Source organism: Lysinibacillus sphaericus OT4b.31 (assembly GCF_000392615.1).
Taxonomy (GTDB): Bacteria; Bacillota; Bacilli; order Bacillales_A; family Planococcaceae; genus Lysinibacillus; species Lysinibacillus sphaericus_B.
Map to the genome: position 1 here is coordinate 1,367,896 of NZ_KB933398.1, position 18,201 is coordinate 1,386,096.

Consider the following 18,201-nt stretch of genomic DNA (forward strand, 5'->3'; position numbering starts at 1 on the left):
AGCTTTTGAAAAAAACGAAGATCACGGCACTTATTCTACTATTAATGTTTGTTATGAGCTTTATGCTTCCTGTTTCACAGGCGAGCGCCGCACCGACTTTAGAAGTGCAGGCGAAAGCTGGAATGGTAGGAAAAGCAAAATATCAATCTGTAGTGCCATTACAAGTAACAATAAAAAATAATGGTGCAGATTTTTCGGGGGACATGGCAATTAATGCCTCAAGTTCCTATGAGGCTGCATCGGCACTTGTACTGCCTCTAGATATAGCAGCAGGTGAAGAAAAAACTGTTGAGTTATATTTGGATGGACTAGCAGACTATAGTTATTCAGATGCGGATTTGTTTGCCTTTTATGAGGGGAGCATTGAAAAAGGGAAAAAAGTTGCCTATAAAGGAACAAAACGTTTACAAGCAAACTTTTTAGATCCATCAGCAATATTTGTCTATACGTTAACGGAGAAAAGCGATCGCTTATCTGCTTATTTGCGCTTATCGCAATTTATTCCATCAAGTAATGTGGAAGTTTTTAATTTGAATCAAATAAAAGATTTTACTTTGCCAGAGGATGCACAGGGCTACGCGATGGCAAATATTATTGCCGTCGATGAAATTTCCATTGTGGATTTATCTCAAAATCAACAAGAAGCTCTACTGAAATGGGTACAGGATGGAGGTACTTTACTTCTTGGTGCTTCTGATCAAGTAAATACAACAGCGGGCATTTTTAAAGATTATTTACCGCTTACTTTATCACAACAAATGCAGACGATTTCAGCAAATAGTTTAACAAAATTATCTGGTGGAGGTATTTTTACTAAGGATATTTCCGTCTATACAGCAACGGATAATGAAGGAAGCGTTCCTGTTTTAAAAGATAATGATACAACGCTAGCTGCAAAGAAAAAGCTAGGTAGTGGGGAAATTGTGCAAACAACGTTTTCGTTAGGGGATGAGCCTTTAGCTTCAATGGATGGATACTTAGCATTAACTGCAAACATGTTAAATATTCAAAGTTTGTCTCAACAAGGTATGATGCAAGGTCAATCAACAATGGATCAGATTTCTTATGAGCTACGTACCATAAATGAACTATTCCCATCATTCGAAGTGTCCGTCAGCTACATGTTAATCGTCATCGTTCTCTATATTTTAATTATCGGACCTATTTTGTATTTTGTCTTGAAAAAGATGGATAAGCGTGAACATGCATGGTGGTTAATACCGGCCATTTCAGTTGCATTATCTATTGCGCTCTTTATTTTCGGCGCTAAAGATCGTATTGTTCAGCCACAAGCACAGCAATCAGCTTTTTATAAAGTAAATGAGGATAGTAGTGTAAACGGCTACTATGTAGAATCGATTTTAACAAATCGTAGCGGTGATTTTGTTGTAGAGGCAGATAAAGATACAACTGCACTGGCATTACGTAGAAATAATAATTTTACTGGAACAATGGGCGATTTACATGAAACATCGTATATTAAGGAACATGCTAATGGTTCAACATTAACATTACGCAATTTAAGTTATTGGTCTGTTCAATCATTTGCAGGAAAAACAGCTGCAAAAAACATCGGTAAGATGGATATCGATATTACGTTAAAAAATGAAAAACTTTCCGGGTCCATTAAGAATAATTTCCCGTTCAAGTTGAAAGATGTAACGTTAATCTCGGGTATTAAGGAAGTAAAGCTTGGTGATATAGAGCCGAACGGAACACTAAAGGTAGACAAAGAACTGAAGTCAACGGTCCTGCAAAAGCCGTCTTCGTTTAATAGTTACAATTATAATTACCCAACGAAGAAAGAAGATGTAGACCCACTACGTATCGAGCGCATGAAAACGTTCGCACTACCGCTTGCAGAAAGTGACAAGCAACCTGTAATTACGGCTTGGGCAGAGCAAGCAATTGTTGGCGTAGAGCTTGAAACAAGTGCTAACATGTCACCTATCTCTTATTTCATCCAGCCATTTGAAGGAAAAGTAAATCTGTCAGGTCCATTTACCATGAAACGTACCAACTTTACTTATACAGTGAGTCCGCAATCAGCGAATGCCTATTATGAAAAAATAGACGAGCAACTAAATAACTGGTATCTATCAGATGGTTTATTTGAAGTCACGATGGCTTTGCCAGATAATTTTATGGCATCCGTTCAATCATTAAATGAACTTGTTATTTCAAATAAGGACGTGAAGCGCATGCAGCTTTCCATTTGGAATAATGAAACGAGCATCTTTGAGCCACTAGTAGATACAAAGCAAGCATTTACAGAAAATATTACCCAATACTTAAATGAAAATGATGAACTACTTGTACAAATTAAATTTGGACCAGATCAAACTGGCGAACAGACAAAATTACCAGATATAGAGCTGAAAGGAGTGGCGAAGGAATGATTGAAATTCGTGATTTAACCAAAAGATATGGCTCCTTTACAGCGTTAGACCATTTAAACCTATCACTTGAGGAGGGGGTTGTGTTCGGCTTTGTTGGAGCCAATGGTGCTGGTAAATCGACAACATTTTCGATTTTAGCAACATTACTATCTCCGACTTCTGGCGATGCCCTTATCAACGGCAAAAGCGTCATCAAGGAACCAAAGGAAGTACGCAAGCAAATCGGCTATATGCCAGATTTCTTTGGTGTTTATGATCAGCTAAAAGTAGATGAATATTTAGATTTTTATGGTGCTAGTTATGGCATTGGTGCGACGGAACGGAAAGTGTTAATTCCACAGCTGTTAGAGCTTGTAAATTTAACAAATAAGCGTTTTGATTATGTAGATTTACTATCACGAGGCATGAAGCAACGGTTATGTCTTGCTCGCGCCTTAATCCACGATCCGAAAGTATTGATTTTGGATGAGCCAGCTTCTGGACTTGACCCGCGTGCGCGCGTAGAGATGCGTGATATTTTAAGAAATTTAAAATCCATGGGGAAAACCATTCTAATCTCCTCACATATATTGCCTGAACTGGCGGAAATGTGTGATGAAATTGGTGTTATAGATAATGGAAAACTAATTGCCCATGGCAATGTTGCAACGATTCAAGCGCAATTGCAAGGGGAAAAGCGCATTGTTATAAAAGTAGTAGAGCGTTTAAACGAGGTACGTGCATTTTTAGAAGAAGATCCACTTATTTCATCCATTGATGTTATGGACAATCGCTTAGAGATAGCCTTTAATTACCGAGGAACAGATGCGGAACAAGTAACACTTCTCAAAAAAGCAATACTGAAAGACTTACCAATTTATGCACTAAGTGAAGAAGAAAAGGATTTAGAAGATGTCTTTATGGCGATTACGAAGGGAGCGGACAATCATTGATGGAGCGATTTTATAATCCGGTACTCGTAAAAGAATTGAAGTTACGCTTTCGTTCTTTTAAAAGCTTTTCAGGCTTAATGTTTTATTTAGCGGTTATTTGTATTTTTATCGCAGGTTTTTTACTACTGACGACTGAATTTACAGGAAAGGGCTTCTTTAGACCCGATACGAGTTTTATGATGTTTGCTGTGTTAACGATTTTACAAATGGCGTTGGTTCTATTTATCACTCCAAGTTTAACAGCGGGTGCTATTAGTAGTGAACGCGAAAAGCAAACTTTAAATATTTTACTAACAACAACACAAAGTTCCACACAAATTGTGATTGGGAAATTATTTTCTTCGGTGGCATTTTTAGTATTAATGCTAATCGCAGGGCTACCTTTGTATAGTTTAGTATTTTTATTTGGTGGGGTATCACCTTCCCAATTAGTTTCTATATTTTTATTTTATTTAGTAACGGTTATTGCGATTGGTAGTATCGGGGTAATGTTCTCAACAATTACGAAGAAAACAATAGTTGCCATGATTGCTACGTACGGCTCGATTATCTTTTTAGGTGGAATCACAGCGTTTTTCTTCTTTTTAACAATGGCTTTCCATCAAATGGGGAATGCCATAGGGACGGGTACTTCCTATATGACTTACTTCTGGGCATCTATAAACCCAGGAGCATTAATGCTGACACTTATTTCACCAGAAATGGGGGATGCTTTAGCAGAACTTTCAGGTGTTGATTTACCAGTGTGGATTATTTATTTACTAGTTTATATAGTCATTATTGTACTTAGTTTAACAATTGCCATTAAAAAATTACGTGCCAACATGAAAAGCAATCGATGAGGAGGAAACCTTATGGAGCGTCGTAAGCAATTACAAAAATATCTTCAGCGTGCAAAAATGAGTTTAACATTCGAAAGAAGTATTCCTATCGCACAGTACGGCTTGTTTTTGGCATTGCTCTCGAGTGCTTCACTCATCCTTGTTTCAAGGTTATTTGTCTGGACATATTACCGTCAAAGCGCATTAGCTGTTTTTATAGTTGGGATAGTTGCAACAATCGTCTTTGTGTGGTGGAAGCGCGTGAGAGAGAAAGAGGCATTACACACACTCGATCAATATTTTTCACATAATGAACTTGTTACAGCTTTGTCATTTAAAGAAGACGAAGATCCATTGGTTCAATCACTACTTGCAAAAGCAGTCCAAAAGGCAGAAAAAGCGTTCTCGGAATTTAAAGCAAGAAAGAAAGCGCTGTTTCGACCAAAGGCATTCATTGGACTATTTGCAACAAGTATCATGTTAGCGGTGCTCTATATGTTCCCGGCTACTACGCAAATTGAAGCCATTGAGGTAGAAAAAGAAAAGGCAGTCATTGAGGACATAAAAAAAGAAGTTGCTAAGTTAGAAAAAAAGGCAGAAACAAAAGAAGTGAAAGAGCAGTTAAAAGAATTACAAAACACATTAAAAGAGGCAGATACAGCTGAAGAGGCATTACGTGAAGTCGTGAAAAAGCAGAAAGAACTTGCGTTAAAGGAACAGCAATTGAAGGATAAGCAAACAGCAAGTAAAGAAGGTGCTGCTGAAGGTCAAGGCTTATCGAAGGAAGAAGTCGAACAGTTAAAAGAGCTTGCTCAAATGCAGCAGAACCTAACGCAAAATGCGAATGCTACTCAAACAGCAATGAGCAAGCTGGGTAAGCCTGCAAGTAATTCATTACAAAATGCTATTGCAAGTGCTAATAGCGCAAACAACAATCAACAAAACAGTAGTAATGCCAATCAAAATCAATCGGGCAATTCACAACCAAGCAGTCAACAAGGTCAAGCAGGACAAAATAATGCCAAAAATGGCTCGCAACAGGCAAGCGGGAATGGTCAGGCGCAAGGCTCTCAACAAAGCAATCAACAAGGACAAGGTAATGGTCAAGGCAATGGACAGGGTCAAGGTCAGGGTCAGGGTCAAGGAAATGGTTCTGGATCAGGTTCTGGCTCTGGCCAGGGTTCTGGGTCAGGTGGGAAAGGTGCAGGATCAGGCCAAGGCAGTCGTGATTTATTAACGACACCAAATAGAATTGGAGGCTCTAGTGAAACATCTGTAGATGGTGGAGCATTAGGAGACGGCTCGCATGTTTCAGAACAACAAGGAAATGGCCCTATTACAAAGGGATCGATTCGACCATATGATGAAGCTATAGGCGCTTATAAAGACAGTTTTTTAGAAAGCTCAGAGCGTTTGCAATTACCAAAAGATTTACAAAATGTCGTGCAATCTTATTTCACGTCAATTGAGTCGCAGTAGGAGGAAGAGAAATGGCATTTACAGAACAACAGTATGTTGAGATGAGTAAAAATTTACAACAAGTAAAAGAAGAAATCCATCGTTTTATAGTTGGTCAAGAGGAAACGATTGATTATACATTATACGCAGTTCTTGCAGACGGTCATGCACTGCTAGAGGGATTACCAGGATTAGGGAAAACAATGCTGATTCGCACAATTTCAGAGGTGCTTGATTTATCCTTCTCACGTATTCAATTTACGCCAGATTTAATGCCTGCGGATATTACAGGGACGAGTATGATTGAGCGAACAGCAGATGGCAAGCAGCAGTTTACTTTCCAAGCGGGGCCAATTTTTAGTCAAATGGTATTAGCAGATGAAATTAACCGAGCAACTCCGAAAACACAAAGTGCCCTGCTTGAGGCAATGGGTGAAAAGACCGTAACAATTTTAGGGGATACGAAAAAAATGGCTAAACCATTCTTCGTCCTAGCTACTCAAAACCCAATTGAAATGGAGGGAACATATCCATTACCAGAGGCACAAATGGACCGTTTCCTTTGCAAAATCCTCGTTCCATATCCAGAGAAAAGTGAACTTATGGAGATTATGAAGCGAACAACTGTGGCGCAGGAAATCAGCCTGCAAAAAATAATGGACACAGAAGGACTCCTGCTGGCACAACAAATGGTGAAGGAAGTACTTGTAGCAGATGAAATGCTTGAATTTGCAGCGGACCTTGTTGTGGCAACACATCCTGAACGAGAGGGTGCGATAGATGAGGTGAAGCAATATGCCATGTATGGTAGTGGTCCTCGTGGCTTACAAAGTTTAATAAGGCTTGCAAAAGCAAGAGCACTGATGAATGGACGCTTCCATGTATCAGTCGCGGATATTAAATCCGTAGCGAAGCCTGTACTGCGTCATCGTATGCTGCTGAACTATGAAGGGGAGGCTTCAGGTAAAACAGCAGATGATGTGATTGACATTATTTTAGAAAAAGTACAGCAAGGCATTAGTCGATGACTCAGAAAATATTATTGCCCGAAGATTGGTTAGCGAAAATTAGTCGCTTCCAAGTGGCGACGGCCTCCAAATTGCGTGGACAACATAAGGGCTCGCACCGTTCGCAACGTTTCGGGGCATCGCTCGATTTCTCAGATTTTCGTGAATATCACTTAGGTGATGACGTAAGACAGGTGGATTGGAACGTCTTTGCAAGAACCAATAAATATTTCATTAAACGTTTCTTAGATGAACAAGAGATGCGTGTGCACATTTTATTAGACGCCACAAAATCAATGAATGAGCAAGCAAAATGGACTTTTGCTCGACAAATTGTAGCGTCACTTGGCTTAATGGTGCTTGGCCGTGATGATCGATTATCATTTTCGTTTGTACAACATGATATCAAGCCACCGTTTCGTCGTAAAGGTGCCATGTATCGCCGTGCCTTTTTACAAGTAGTGACCGATCTTGAAGAAGCGACCTATACAAGTAGCTTTGCACAGGGAGCGTTAAAAGCAATGCCTAAAGATAGTACGGTGCTATTTATCGTGACAGACGGTCTAGAACCAATCGAAGAATGGGAACAGCTGTTGAAAAGATTGCCACGTTTTGCAGGGGATGTACGCATTCTACAAATCATCACGCAGGAAGAACTATCCCCCAATTATAGTGGTGATGTTCGTTTACTTGACCGTGAAACGGGCAGTGATGTCAATGTGACGATGTCATCAAAGGTACTTGATACGTATGAGGCAAGAAGACGTTTACACGAAGAAGAGCTTGAGGCCATTTGTCGACGCTTCGGCGTACGAAAATTACAACTCAAGGTGGAAGATGGACTTCAACATGCCGTTTTTCAACAATTATTAAAAGCACATTGGATTAGGTGAGGTGAGCTGTATTGGGCTTTAGTCAAATACTTTTTAGCTGGACGGCCATCATCCCGGTCATTGTCCTACTATATTATTTCTTTCGAAAAAAATATACCGATCAAACCGTGTCCTCAACACTCTTTTGGTCGGAAATTATGCAGGAGACACGTGTATCCCCATACTTAAAGCATTTACAGAAAAATGCATTGCTCTATTTGCAATTGTTAGCACTGCTGTTACTTGTACTCGCGTTGATGAATCCATATTTTAAAAAGTCAACGATTGCTGGTGCACAAACAATATTCATCGTTGATACGTCCGCGACGATGTTAGCTGGAAAAGAGCAATCAACATTTGATGCACATAAAAAGGAAATGTTGTCGTTAGTGAATCAACTTGATGGAAGACCAGTAACACTTATTACGACTGGCAATACGCCACAGGCTGTTTTACAGCAAGAAACAAATCCCAAAGATATTGAGAAAGCCGTCCAGGATTTGCAAGTGACATATGAAACCGCACAAATGAATAAAGCACTTGATGTGGCGCAAGCTTTTGTCGGTGACACACCGACATCAATTTATGTCTTTACAGATACACTCGACAAGAAGCAATTACCAATGGAAAAAGATTCGGTGAAATGGATTGTACAGGGGTCTGCGAAGGATTTAACGAATATAGCCATCACAAAATTTGCTGCTACAACAGACGGGAAGGCAACAATGGCACTTGTACAGTTGCAAAATGATACGGACAAGGAACACAATCTGACACTTACGCTACAAAATGCTGAGGATGAGGACGTTATAACGGAGAAGATAACATTGCCAGCAAACGAAGCTGTAACTAAAACATTTAAAGATTTACCATTAGCGGATTCGATGACGGCTATCATTGATGGACAGGATGATTATGCGATTGATAATACGCAGTCAGTATTGTTACAAACAGCCACTTCTAAAGTAGTAGTCGATCAAAGTATGCATCAGCTTATTCAAAAGGGATTCCAAACAATAAATAGCAGCGTGAAAATTGTTCCGTCCTTACAGCTGGTAGAGAATCAAGATGCGACCGTGGTGACAAATCAAACAGCACTCCTGGAAGATATGAACAAGCCGATTGTATTATTTGGGCGAGATGATATTGAAAAAATTGACATGAGTGGTGTGGTGAAAGCAACGAATGACGCTTTATTTGCATTCAGTGACTTAAATGATATTTATGTAAGTGCCATTTATCCTGCGTTTGATGGCTATAAAACAATTGCCACTGTTGGAGATAAACCATTTATTCAACGCTCACCACAAGGAGATATTATTGTACTGGCCGATATTGCTGATACAGATTGGCCATTACACCCATCATTCCCGCTATTCTTATGGAGTGCCCAACAACAATTATCTGAAGCAATTGGTTCACTTGGGATTTTCACACCAAATGAGCAGCGTTCAGTTGCTTTAGCGCAAGGAGAGTGGAGTGTTTATTCACAGGATGATGAGTTTTTATCAACAATCACCAATGGGTTATTAACAGCACCCATGAAACCAGGTGTTTACACAGCACGCGCAAATAGTGAGGAAAAACGCCTCATCGTGCAACTCCAAGCACAAGAACGTGTCATAGAAAAAGGCACAAGTTATACGCTTGGAGAATTACAAGAAAATGGCAAGGAAGAAGTATCAAAGACTTCATTTGTACCTTGGCTCATACTCATTATCTTAGTATTACTTGTGACAGAGTGGGAGGTGCAACGACGTCGTGGATTTACGAATTGATACGCCATTAGCCTTATTGTTATTACTGCCATTGTTTGCGTATTTTGTATGGACATATTGGCGCGCACGTCAACGTCTGAAAAACAGCCATCTCATTGTACTTGGTATTCGTATGGTAGCAATATGTTGTTTAGTCTTTGCTCTCGCAGCACCATATATTTTATTACCAATTAAAGAAGAACAGGTACTGTATTTAGTCGATCGCTCTGCGTCCATGAAGGGTACAGAATTAGAAATGGTTAGTTTTATAGAGGAAAGTTTACAGTCGAAGAAGGATGAACAACTTGCAGGGATTTATTCTTATTCTTCGACATTACAAACAGAAACGATTTTATCTAATTCATTGAAGGAAGTACCTAAATTTACAGCTATGAAAGACACGGATCAAACAAATATTGAGCAAAGTCTTCAACTAGCTACTGGTATTGTCAATCCGAAAAAAGCTACAAGGCTGGTCTTATTAACAGACGCCAATGAAACACAAGGTGATGCATTGGCGTTCGCTACCAAATTAAAAGGCTCCAATATTAGTGTAGATGTTGTGCCATTTAGTCAGGCTGTTGCTAATGATGTATCGCTAAAAAGCTTTGTGACACCCCAGGTTGCTTATGTAGGAGAACAACAGCAACTTGTCACTGAAGTGAATGCAACAGCAGCAGGTCAAGGCGAATTATTGCTGTACGAAAATGATGCCCTCATTCATCGAGAGGCAGTGGCACTTGCAGAAGGATCGAATGTATTTACGTATAAGCATACGGCAACAGCAGAAGGATTAGTCAAATACGAGGCACTTGTTCAAGTAGACCAAGATGCCATATTTGAAAATAATAAATTAACGAGTGTCACGATGGTACAAAGTGAGCCTCACTTACTGATAGTGAACGGTTATGACACAGCATCACCTATTGCTGGGGCATTGGGGACGAAGTCAATTTCCTATGATGTGGTAGATGCAAGCAGTTTGCCAAATGAGCTATCAAGTTATTTACAATATAATGCGATAATTTTTGATAATGTTCCAGGTCATTTAGTTGGTGAGGCAAAGATGGGCGTTATTGAGCAAGCAGTGAAAAATTTCGGTGTCGGCTTTACGATGGTCGGCGGTGAAAATAGCTTCGGCTTGGGTGGCTATTTTAAAACACCAATCGAAACATTGTTACCTGTGGAAATGGAGATTAAAGGCAAGGAACAATTGCCGTCTTTAGGTCTTGTTATCGTGCTCGACCGTTCGGGAAGTATGCAGGGTACAAAGTTAGAACTTGCTAAGGAAGCGGCAGCACGTTCAGTTGAGATGCTTCGTGACGAGGATACGCTTGGCTTTATTGCCTTTGATGATCGTCCTTGGGAAATTATCGAAACCGGACCGCTTGGCAATAAAGAAGAAGCAGTCGATACGATTTTATCAGTGACTCCTGGTGGGGGTACGGAAATATATAACTCGCTTGCAAAGGCATATGAAAATTTGGCCGATCAGAAACTGCAACGTAAGCATATTATTTTATTAACTGACGGACAGTCACAACCAGGGAATTATGAGGATTTAATTGCAACTGGGAAAGACAATGGGGTTACACTATCTACAGTTGCGATTGGACAAGATGCAGATGGCAATTTACTTCAATCTTTAAGCGAAATGGGTAGCGGACGTTTCTATGACGTTATTGATGAACAGATGATACCTTCAATATTATCACGTGAGACAGCAATGATTTCACGTACGTATATTGAAGACAATCCTTTCTACCCAACAATTTATAATGCATCGGGCTGGAATGCATTATTTGCAAATGGTGTGCCACAAATGAATGCATATATTGGCACAACAGCGAAGCAGGGTGCTTCTGTTATTGCAGAAAGCGAGAAAGAAGACCCAGTTATTGCACAGTGGCAATATGGTCTTGGAAAAACGTTCGCTTTCACATCAGACTCTACAGGAAAATGGACAGGAGACTGGGCAAGATGGCAGGATTGGGGTACATTTTGGCAAACGATGATTTCGCAAATGTTACCAAGCTATAATGATGTTGCATATGATGTACGTCTGGATACAGATGGCTCCTTTGTTATTACAGATCCAACAAATGAAGCTGCGTTTTTAGATATTGTCGCTGTCAATGAAGCAGGTGAAGAGCTAGAGATGCAACTCGAAACGTTATCTGCTTCGCAAGTTCGTGCGATTGTACAGGCAGAACCAGGACTTATTTTCTTCCGAATAGCCGATGAAGAGCAGGCGATTTATCAGGCTGGATTAAGTGTACCGTATAGTGCCGAGTATGAATTACGTCCAGTAAATGAAAAACTAGTGGAAGAACTTACAAAGCAAACTGGTGGCAATGTGTTAGAGGAACCGCAGGAAGTGTTCCGCGATTTCACACAACAAGGGGCAGAGCGCCAAAATATTGCAACCTGGCTGCTACTAGCAGGGATGTTCCTATTCTTCATAGATATTACAATCCGACGTTTTGGCTGGAACTTCTTATCAAAAACGAAACGGAAAGTGCCAAGTGTGGAGGATGCACAAGCGCAGGTAGAAGATACAAACGTAGCGCAGCTGTTAAAAGGTATGAAGAAACGCCAATAAAATTTAATGTTCTATATTGAAATGCAGTGCAAAAGGTATGATTATTTTGCACTGTATTTTTTTGTTTAAAGAAATCGATAAAATTCTTCCTAATAAAGTGTCATGTTAAAGCTTTTGACAAGTACCGTTTTGCGTAGATTGCTGGCAACGACAATTCCTAGGACTGCCCCAATAACACTTGATGTTAAAAAAGCAGGCATGAAAAACAATGCTGTAACAGATGAACCCATTAAAAGATGTGCGTAAGGTACTGCTACGAGAGAAGCAAGAAGACCTGTGCCAAACATTTCACCAACACCTGCGAGCCACACCTTATTACTATATTTATAGGCAAGAGCTGCACACAATGCCCCGATGATACTACCTGGAATAGCTAATAGAGAACCTGTTCCTGTAAAAATCCGAATAAGGGCTGTGACAAAGGCAATGATAACGGTAGGTAGGGGGCCTAGTAAAATGGCTCCTATAACATTAATGGCATGTTGTACAGGATAGGCACGTGCAATTCCTGTTGGAATCGACACAAAAGCAGAGCCTGCTACAGCAATGGCAACTAATAATGCCATGATGGTTAATTTTCGAATTGGCATATTTTACACTCCTTTTTGGTAAATAGCTCTAACCACAAATAGAACCTGATATAACGTAGATAGATTACGAGAAATCGCTGATAGCATGTAAAGAATCGCTGATAGAACACCAAGAAACGCTGAAAGAACGCAAAAAATCGCTGATAACCCACAGGACATCACTTCAAGCGGCATCTGTTGAAAATGCCACAAAAAAGCCGCTTCCTCATAACGAAAGGAAGCGGCCTTGCATTTACATAGTTAAAAAGCAAGTGTCGCCACTTCCCTACGCTAGTGCGAACTAGATCAGGTTCAAAGGGTCCGTGTATATATACACGTCTCAGTCATAGAAAGACACCCCTAGTGGTTTTGAAACGATTAAATTTTTTGAAATATATGTTTTCCCATCTAGGACTAGCCATACACGTCGCACGCTTAAAGTCACTTTGCACAAGCGCTGGCCACCTAATAATGTAACATACTACTAAAAGTAGTCAATAAACTTCCACACTATTTAGAATCAGGTTGCATAAGATGTGGAGCTTTTTTCAATGTCCAGATGAGGGCAAGGAAGAAGCAGGCCATTAAAATAATAGCCCCAAAAATATAAGGACTGTTCATATTCCAATCGAATAATATACCTGCTAAAGCAGGACCAATCATATTACCCAAACTCATATATGCATTATTAAGACCAGCGGCAAAACCTTGTTCGTTTTCAGCAAGTTTAGAAATGAGCGTGTTGACAGCTGGTCGAATCAATGTCGTCGCTGTTGAGAAAATCGTTGCTACAACTAATATAAGTGCAAAGCCAGATACAAATAAAATTAAGTAAATAGAAACGGCTGCAATAAATAAATTGACTAACACAACTTTCATTTCACCATAACGATTAAAAAGAGGTGTAATAATAAACATTTGTACAACAACACCAAAAGCACCACCAACAACCAATAAAATGGCAATATCAGTAGGTGTGTAGTTAAATTTGTTTGTGACAAATAATGATAATGTCGTTTGGAAATTAGCGATTCCGAACGAGAATACAAGCATAATGATGAGCATTACAAAGTAAGGCATTTGGACAGAGCGTACCATTTGCTTCGCAAGATTGTCTTGCTTTTGTGCCTTTTGTGATGTGCTTGGTTTTGTAGAAGGTAAAAGAAAGAATGATAGAATAGCTGCTAATATAGCTGCAGATCCAGCTGTATAGAATGGGAAGTGCAGACTAACCTTCGATAAAAAGCCACCTATACCAGGACCAATCATAAAGCCAAGAGACATAGCTGCCCCTAACATACCCATTCCCTTGCCTCGTTCCTCATATGTTGTAACATCCGCTACAAAAGCCATAATTGGAGGTGCAATGAAGGCAGAACCTAAACCTCCAAAGAAACGCGCGAGGAAGAGCATCCAAACATCCGTTGAAAGCCCAAATGAAATCTGTGCAAGACCAGTTACTATGAGGCCAAAAATAATTAAATTTTTTCGTCCATACTGATCGGATAGGTTCCCAGCAATTGGAGAAAATACAAATTGTGCCAAGGCGAACGTTGCGATAAGCATGCCAAGAACTTGTCCTGCAGCCCCAAATATTTTTAAATACTCAGGCATAACAGGAATAATAATTCCAATACTCCCCATTGCGATAAACATATTAAACATTAAAATATACAAAGCCGCCTTATTCGACTTCTGCTGGGTCATCCATAGCCCCCCTTTTTTTCTAATCAAATATACTACAGTCTATCATAAAGAAATGAGGCTTGGCTATTAGATTAAAGTATGAGAAGCTCGCCAAATGAAATTTGAAGTATATTGAGAAAATAATACATTATGCTACTTTTTCTACTGTAGTTCTATGAGTAAATCCCGCAAAAGAATGCGGGATTTACTTTTTTATTGGTATTGGATTAGGGGTTACAACGTTGATAGATATGTTAATCTTTTTATGTCGATGATTATTACAATTTTTGTAATAATAGTAAATTATCGTAGTTGGCTTTTGCTAAGAGTCAACCTTAAGAAGGCTTTATGGCTTCTATTAAAGATAATAAAAGAGGAGGACATGTATTATGGTATCGATTCAAACAGCTATGGAAAATTTAAAGGAATTAGGATTTAATCCTGTAACAACAGCAATTGGGGCAACGCAACAATTATTTCATTGGGATGAAGCAAAGGTCAATGAACTAAAAGGATATTTAATTGCTCAAAATTTTCAACATCATTACGAAAACAATAAGTTTTATCGAATGCTTTGTGAAGATAGTGGAGTTACGCCTGCCGATGTTCAGACTTTAGATGATATACAAAAAATACCATTAATTCCGGTGACAAGCTTTAAAAGGCCTGACTCACATTTACTTTTGTCAACCTCTTTAGAAAATATTGAATTTGAAATGCGTAGTACTGGAACAAGTGGCATACCAAGTATATCTAGAAGAGATGCTGAAACATTAAACAATTGTGTCTTTAGTATATATGCGATGTATAGAGAAATGTTTGCCTTTTCTAGAGGAGCTGGTCTCTTCTTATTCCCATCCCCAGAAGAAATGCCAGAAATGGGCATGGTCAAGGTGTTAAATATGCTGTCAGGTTTATTTGATGCAACGAGATGTCTTGTTAAAAGAGCGTCGTTTAAACCTAAGGAGGCAATTGAAACATTAGAAAAATGGCAAAATATTCATACGCGTCACATTATTGGACCGCCATTTTTAATTTATAAATTAGTAAATTACCTAAAAACAAATAATATTCATTTAAAACTAGATAATAAGACGATGATTATTAATTTAGGAGGTTGGAAAAGATTCTCCGGTATGGAAATTCCTCGTGAACAATACAATAAAGAATGTGCTGAATACTTAGGTATCCCAGAAGAAAATGTTAGAGATATGTATGGATTAGTTGAATCAAATATTTTAGCCATTGAGTGCGAGAAACAATCGAAGCATGTGCCGCCTTGGGTTCACTTTTCTTTAAGAAATCCAAAAAATTTAGCTGAAGAAGTACCGCAAGGAAAAAGAGGGGTCTTAGCCATATTTGATCCTACTTCACTTTCATATCCAGGATTTATTCAAACAGAGGATCTAGTGTATTTAAAGAAAGAAAATACATGCGAATGTGGAAGAAACGGCCAAAAAGTTGTTTATCTATCAAGAGTAGCAGGAGCAGAAATTGGCTGTTGTGCTATTAATTTAGAGAAGCATATGGATGCGGCTGAAGAAAAAAATCAAATGACAGAAGTATAAGAGAGGAATCTAATATGTACAATTCTATCATTGTTGATTATTTCAGCAAACCTAGACATTCAGGAGATATGATTGATGCAAATAGAGAATTGAAAATTGGTAATTCTGTTTGTGGAGATACGATTTTTATGAAAATTAAAGTAATGGATGGAAAGGTAGTAGATGCAAAATATAAGGCATACGGATGTGCTACGTCGTTGGCAACGGCTGATATTTTTGCAGATTATATTATCGGTAAATCCATAGCTGAAATAGGTCAACTGTTAACGCATGAAATTGATCGTATGCTTGGAGATCTAGAACCTCCACAAATGCATTGTTTAAATATTCTACATGATTTATTTGAGCAAATACTTAGTGAAGCATAGGAGGTTTTTTATGTTAGGGAAGTATTTTGACTATAATGCCACTACCCCTCTTCGTGAGGAAGTGGCTTCAATTTTGATAGATAATTTATTGATATTTGGTAATCCCTCAAGCACACATTCTTTTGGTCAATTAGCGAAAGAAAAAATAGAGGAGGGGCGTTCACAAGTAGCTGCATTAATTAACGCAGATTGCTCAGAAATTTTATTTACTTCTGGCGGTACAGAGTCAATCAATACTGCTTTAAAAGGATTTTTCTTTGCCTGTGATAAGCGACCATTTCATATCATCACCTCTAAAATCGAACATTCGGCGACCTTAGAGCTGTGTCATTATTTAGCTTCACTTGGTGCAGAAATTACCTATTTACCTGTAGATGCTAATGGATTTATCGCTTTAGAAGATTTAGAGAATGCTATCAATGAACATACTGCATTAATTTCGATCATGTACGCGAATAATGAAATTGGTACCATTCAACCAATTAAAGAGATGGCGAAATGTGTTAAGCAAATAAATAAGGATATTTTCTTTCATGTAGATGCTGTACAAGCGCTTGGGAAAATCCCTATAAATGTTCAAGATTTAGAAGTGGATGCGCTATCGCTAGCGGCTCATAAAATATATGGTCCTAAGGGTGCGGGCGCATTGTACTTAAAAAATGGGACCAACCAGTTGGTTCAGCTACTTCATGGTGGTGGGCAAGAAAACGGCCAACGAGGAGGTACTGAAAATCTATTGGGTATCATTGGATTTGGTAAAGCTTGTGCTTTAGCGAGGGAAGACTTATTGCAACATAAACACAATACATTTGCTTTAAGAAACTATTTCTTAGATAAAATAAAAAATGCCATTGAACAAATTGAGATGAATAGTCCGGAAATTGAAGGTGATATCTTACAAAATACCTTTAATATATCCTTTACGAATATTAGAGCAGAAGCCCTGTCGGTTCTTTTAAGTCAATTATATGGAATTGCGGTGTCTATTGGTTCTGCCTGTAGTGCAGAAAAGGCTGAACTCTCCCATGTATTGCTTGCGCTCGGACTATCTGAAGAAAGAATTAAATCTTCTATTCGTATTAGTTTTGGCCTTTATACAGACTATAAAGATATTGATTATCTTGTTGACAGTCTGACAGAAGCTGTCACCCGTCTAAGGAGCATTCTCCCTGTAGGATAGAAAGGAAGAATAAAATGGATAATTTAAAAATGGTGGCACCTGTGCGCTCAAAATTTATGATGGAAGAAATGATAGAGGCGGGTGCAAATGAAATCTATTTTGGCGTCTCTAATCCACTTTTTCAGCAGATGTCTTTTGATAATAAGTTTCAGACAGTAGCTGACTACCCTGCCCACTTTTCGGATTGGGATGATTTAGACGACATTATGGCTATGGCTAAAGCTCATCAAATTAAAGTCATATTTATGGCAAATACCCCTTTCATTCCAAACAGCTTAGAGACAAGTTTTCAAAGCCATGTTTATAGAGCCCTTGAGAAAGGTGTAGATGCTATTACAATTTCTTCTATGCAATCTCTAAATCTTCTAAAGAATGTAGAGAAGAATATTCAAATGATTTCGGGTTCGCAATTAGCGCCAGTCAATAAATATGGGGCAGAAATTTTAACAGAATTAGGTGTAAGACGTATAACGATTTCACAGTCCATGACATTAGAAGAAATTCAGTCACTGCGAAATTTAGATGTAGAACTAATGATTACAGGCAATTTTGGAACAGGTAGCATAGCTAATTATTGTCGCTTATGGGAAAGTCCAAATAATAATGAAATGGGAGAAGGCGTTAGAACACTATATCGAATACTGTCCCCATTGAACAATCAAATAAATCAGCATCATATTTTAGATAGCGCAACGGATTGTAGCTTGTGTAATTTAGAAGATTTAGTCTCGTCTGGTGTGACTGCTATCAAATTTATCGGAAGGGAGGCGCCTAATCCTGTTACATTAGCTATGGTGGTCAATATGTTTAATGAATGGAAAGAAATGGGCGTTTCTGGATTCTCTATAGAACAAAAAATGAAAGTAATGGAGCAGGAGCAGTTAATGTGGATTATGAAATGGGTGCCACGCTTTTGTGAAAAATGCCGATGTAGTTACAAATCAACTGCTATTACAAAAACATACATTTAGGTGGTGCTTAT

At 38.8% G+C, this 18,201-nt stretch carries 14 protein-coding genes and 1 riboswitch; of the genes, 12 read left to right on the plus strand and 2 right to left on the minus strand.

From position 1 onward, the window contains the following. Positions 1 to 5 precede the first annotated feature (5 nt). From H131_RS06130 to H131_RS06165, 8 genes are read left to right on the plus strand one after another with little or no spacing between them, the layout of a single operon-like run. Positions 6 to 2,399: a hypothetical protein gene (locus tag H131_RS06130; protein ID WP_010858216.1), complete on the plus strand. Its 2,394-nt coding sequence runs from the start codon at positions 6 to 8 to the stop codon at positions 2,397 to 2,399. Further along, positions 2,396 to 3,331: an ABC transporter ATP-binding protein gene (locus tag H131_RS06135; RefSeq protein ID WP_010858217.1), complete on the plus strand. Its 936-nt coding sequence runs from the start codon at positions 2,396 to 2,398 to the stop codon at positions 3,329 to 3,331. Before H131_RS06130 ends, H131_RS06135 begins: the two co-directional genes overlap by 4 nt. Then, on the plus strand, positions 3,328 to 4,173 hold the full coding sequence (locus H131_RS06140; RefSeq protein WP_080647634.1) for an ABC transporter permease: 846 nt from the start codon (positions 3,328 to 3,330) through the stop codon (positions 4,171 to 4,173). The genes H131_RS06135 and H131_RS06140 overlap by 4 nt, the downstream gene beginning before the upstream one ends. 12 nt (positions 4,174 to 4,185) lie before the next feature. Next, entirely contained in the window at positions 4,186 to 5,631 is a 1,446-nt protein-coding gene (locus H131_RS06145) for a hypothetical protein (RefSeq protein ID WP_010858219.1), read from the plus strand. Between the two features lie 11 nt (positions 5,632 to 5,642). Then, on the plus strand, positions 5,643 to 6,638 hold the full coding sequence (locus tag H131_RS06150) for an AAA family ATPase (RefSeq protein WP_010858220.1): 996 nt from the start codon (positions 5,643 to 5,645) through the stop codon (positions 6,636 to 6,638). Further along, positions 6,635 to 7,510: a DUF58 domain-containing protein gene (locus H131_RS06155; RefSeq protein ID WP_010858221.1), complete on the plus strand. Its 876-nt coding sequence runs from the start codon at positions 6,635 to 6,637 to the stop codon at positions 7,508 to 7,510. The genes H131_RS06150 and H131_RS06155 overlap by 4 nt, the downstream gene beginning before the upstream one ends. Before the next feature lie 11 nt (positions 7,511 to 7,521). After that, entirely contained in the window at positions 7,522 to 9,267 is a 1,746-nt protein-coding gene (locus H131_RS06160) for a vWA domain-containing protein (protein WP_010858222.1), read from the plus strand. Next, complete coding sequence (locus H131_RS06165) at positions 9,251 to 11,848, plus strand: VWA domain-containing protein (protein ID WP_010858223.1); 2,598 nt, start codon at positions 9,251 to 9,253, stop codon at positions 11,846 to 11,848. The genes H131_RS06160 and H131_RS06165 overlap by 17 nt, the downstream gene beginning before the upstream one ends. 89 nt (positions 11,849 to 11,937) lie before the next feature. Here the strand turns inward: H131_RS06165 and thiW are convergent, their stop codons facing one another. Continuing rightward, the gene (gene thiW, locus H131_RS06170) at positions 11,938 to 12,438 is read right to left on the minus strand and encodes an energy coupling factor transporter S component ThiW (protein ID WP_010858224.1); all 501 of its coding nucleotides are present in this window, start codon (positions 12,436 to 12,438) and stop codon (positions 11,938 to 11,940) included. Positions 12,439 to 12,683: 245 nt separating this feature from the next. Beyond that, positions 12,684 to 12,789: riboswitch (TPP riboswitch) on the minus strand. 138 nt (positions 12,790 to 12,927) lie between these two features. Then, a complete protein-coding gene (locus H131_RS06175) occupies positions 12,928 to 14,124 on the minus strand; it encodes an MFS transporter (protein WP_010858225.1) in 1,197 nt (398 codons plus the stop codon). A gap of 368 nt (positions 14,125 to 14,492) precedes the next feature. Here H131_RS06175 and H131_RS06180 point away from each other — a divergent pair, with 368 nt between their 5' ends. From H131_RS06180 to H131_RS06195, 4 genes are read left to right on the plus strand one after another with little or no spacing between them, the layout of a single operon-like run. Then, positions 14,493 to 15,671 carry a LuxE/PaaK family acyltransferase gene (locus tag H131_RS06180; protein ID WP_010858226.1) on the plus strand — a complete coding sequence of 393 codons (1,179 nt, stop codon included), beginning with the start codon at positions 14,493 to 14,495 and terminating at the stop codon, positions 15,669 to 15,671. A gap of 14 nt (positions 15,672 to 15,685) precedes the next feature. Beyond that, the gene (locus H131_RS06185) at positions 15,686 to 16,039 is read left to right on the plus strand and encodes an iron-sulfur cluster assembly scaffold protein (protein ID WP_010858227.1); all 354 of its coding nucleotides are present in this window, start codon (positions 15,686 to 15,688) and stop codon (positions 16,037 to 16,039) included. Between the two features lie 10 nt (positions 16,040 to 16,049). Next, the gene (locus H131_RS06190) at positions 16,050 to 17,219 is read left to right on the plus strand and encodes a cysteine desulfurase family protein (RefSeq protein ID WP_010858228.1); all 1,170 of its coding nucleotides are present in this window, start codon (positions 16,050 to 16,052) and stop codon (positions 17,217 to 17,219) included. A 14-nt stretch (positions 17,220 to 17,233) separates the two neighbouring features. Then, the gene (locus tag H131_RS06195) at positions 17,234 to 18,190 is read left to right on the plus strand and encodes a peptidase U32 family protein (RefSeq protein ID WP_010858229.1); all 957 of its coding nucleotides are present in this window, start codon (positions 17,234 to 17,236) and stop codon (positions 18,188 to 18,190) included. Positions 18,191 to 18,201: the final 11 nt, after the last annotated feature.

Bases quoted from the DNA above. Each gene is read 5' to 3' on its own strand.
- H131_RS06135 (WP_010858217.1), top strand. From the start codon at position 2,396: ATGATTGAAATTCGTGATTTAACCAAAAGATATGGCTCCTTTACAGCG.
- H131_RS06145 (WP_010858219.1), top strand. From the start codon at position 4,186: ATGGAGCGTCGTAAGCAATTACAAAAATATCTTCAGCGTGCAAAAATG.
- H131_RS06150 (WP_010858220.1), top strand. From the start codon at position 5,643: ATGGCATTTACAGAACAACAGTATGTTGAGATGAGTAAAAATTTACAA.
- H131_RS06155 (WP_010858221.1), top strand. From the start codon at position 6,635: ATGACTCAGAAAATATTATTGCCCGAAGATTGGTTAGCGAAAATTAGT.
- thiW (WP_010858224.1), bottom strand. From the start codon at position 12,438: ATGCCAATTCGAAAATTAACCATCATGGCATTATTAGTTGCCATTGCT.
- H131_RS06175 (WP_010858225.1), bottom strand. From the start codon at position 14,124: ATGACCCAGCAGAAGTCGAATAAGGCGGCTTTGTATATTTTAATGTTT.
- H131_RS06180 (WP_010858226.1), top strand. From the start codon at position 14,493: ATGGTATCGATTCAAACAGCTATGGAAAATTTAAAGGAATTAGGATTT.
- H131_RS06185 (WP_010858227.1), top strand. From the start codon at position 15,686: ATGTACAATTCTATCATTGTTGATTATTTCAGCAAACCTAGACATTCA.
- H131_RS06190 (WP_010858228.1), top strand. From the start codon at position 16,050: ATGTTAGGGAAGTATTTTGACTATAATGCCACTACCCCTCTTCGTGAG.
- H131_RS06195 (WP_010858229.1), top strand. From the start codon at position 17,234: ATGGATAATTTAAAAATGGTGGCACCTGTGCGCTCAAAATTTATGATG.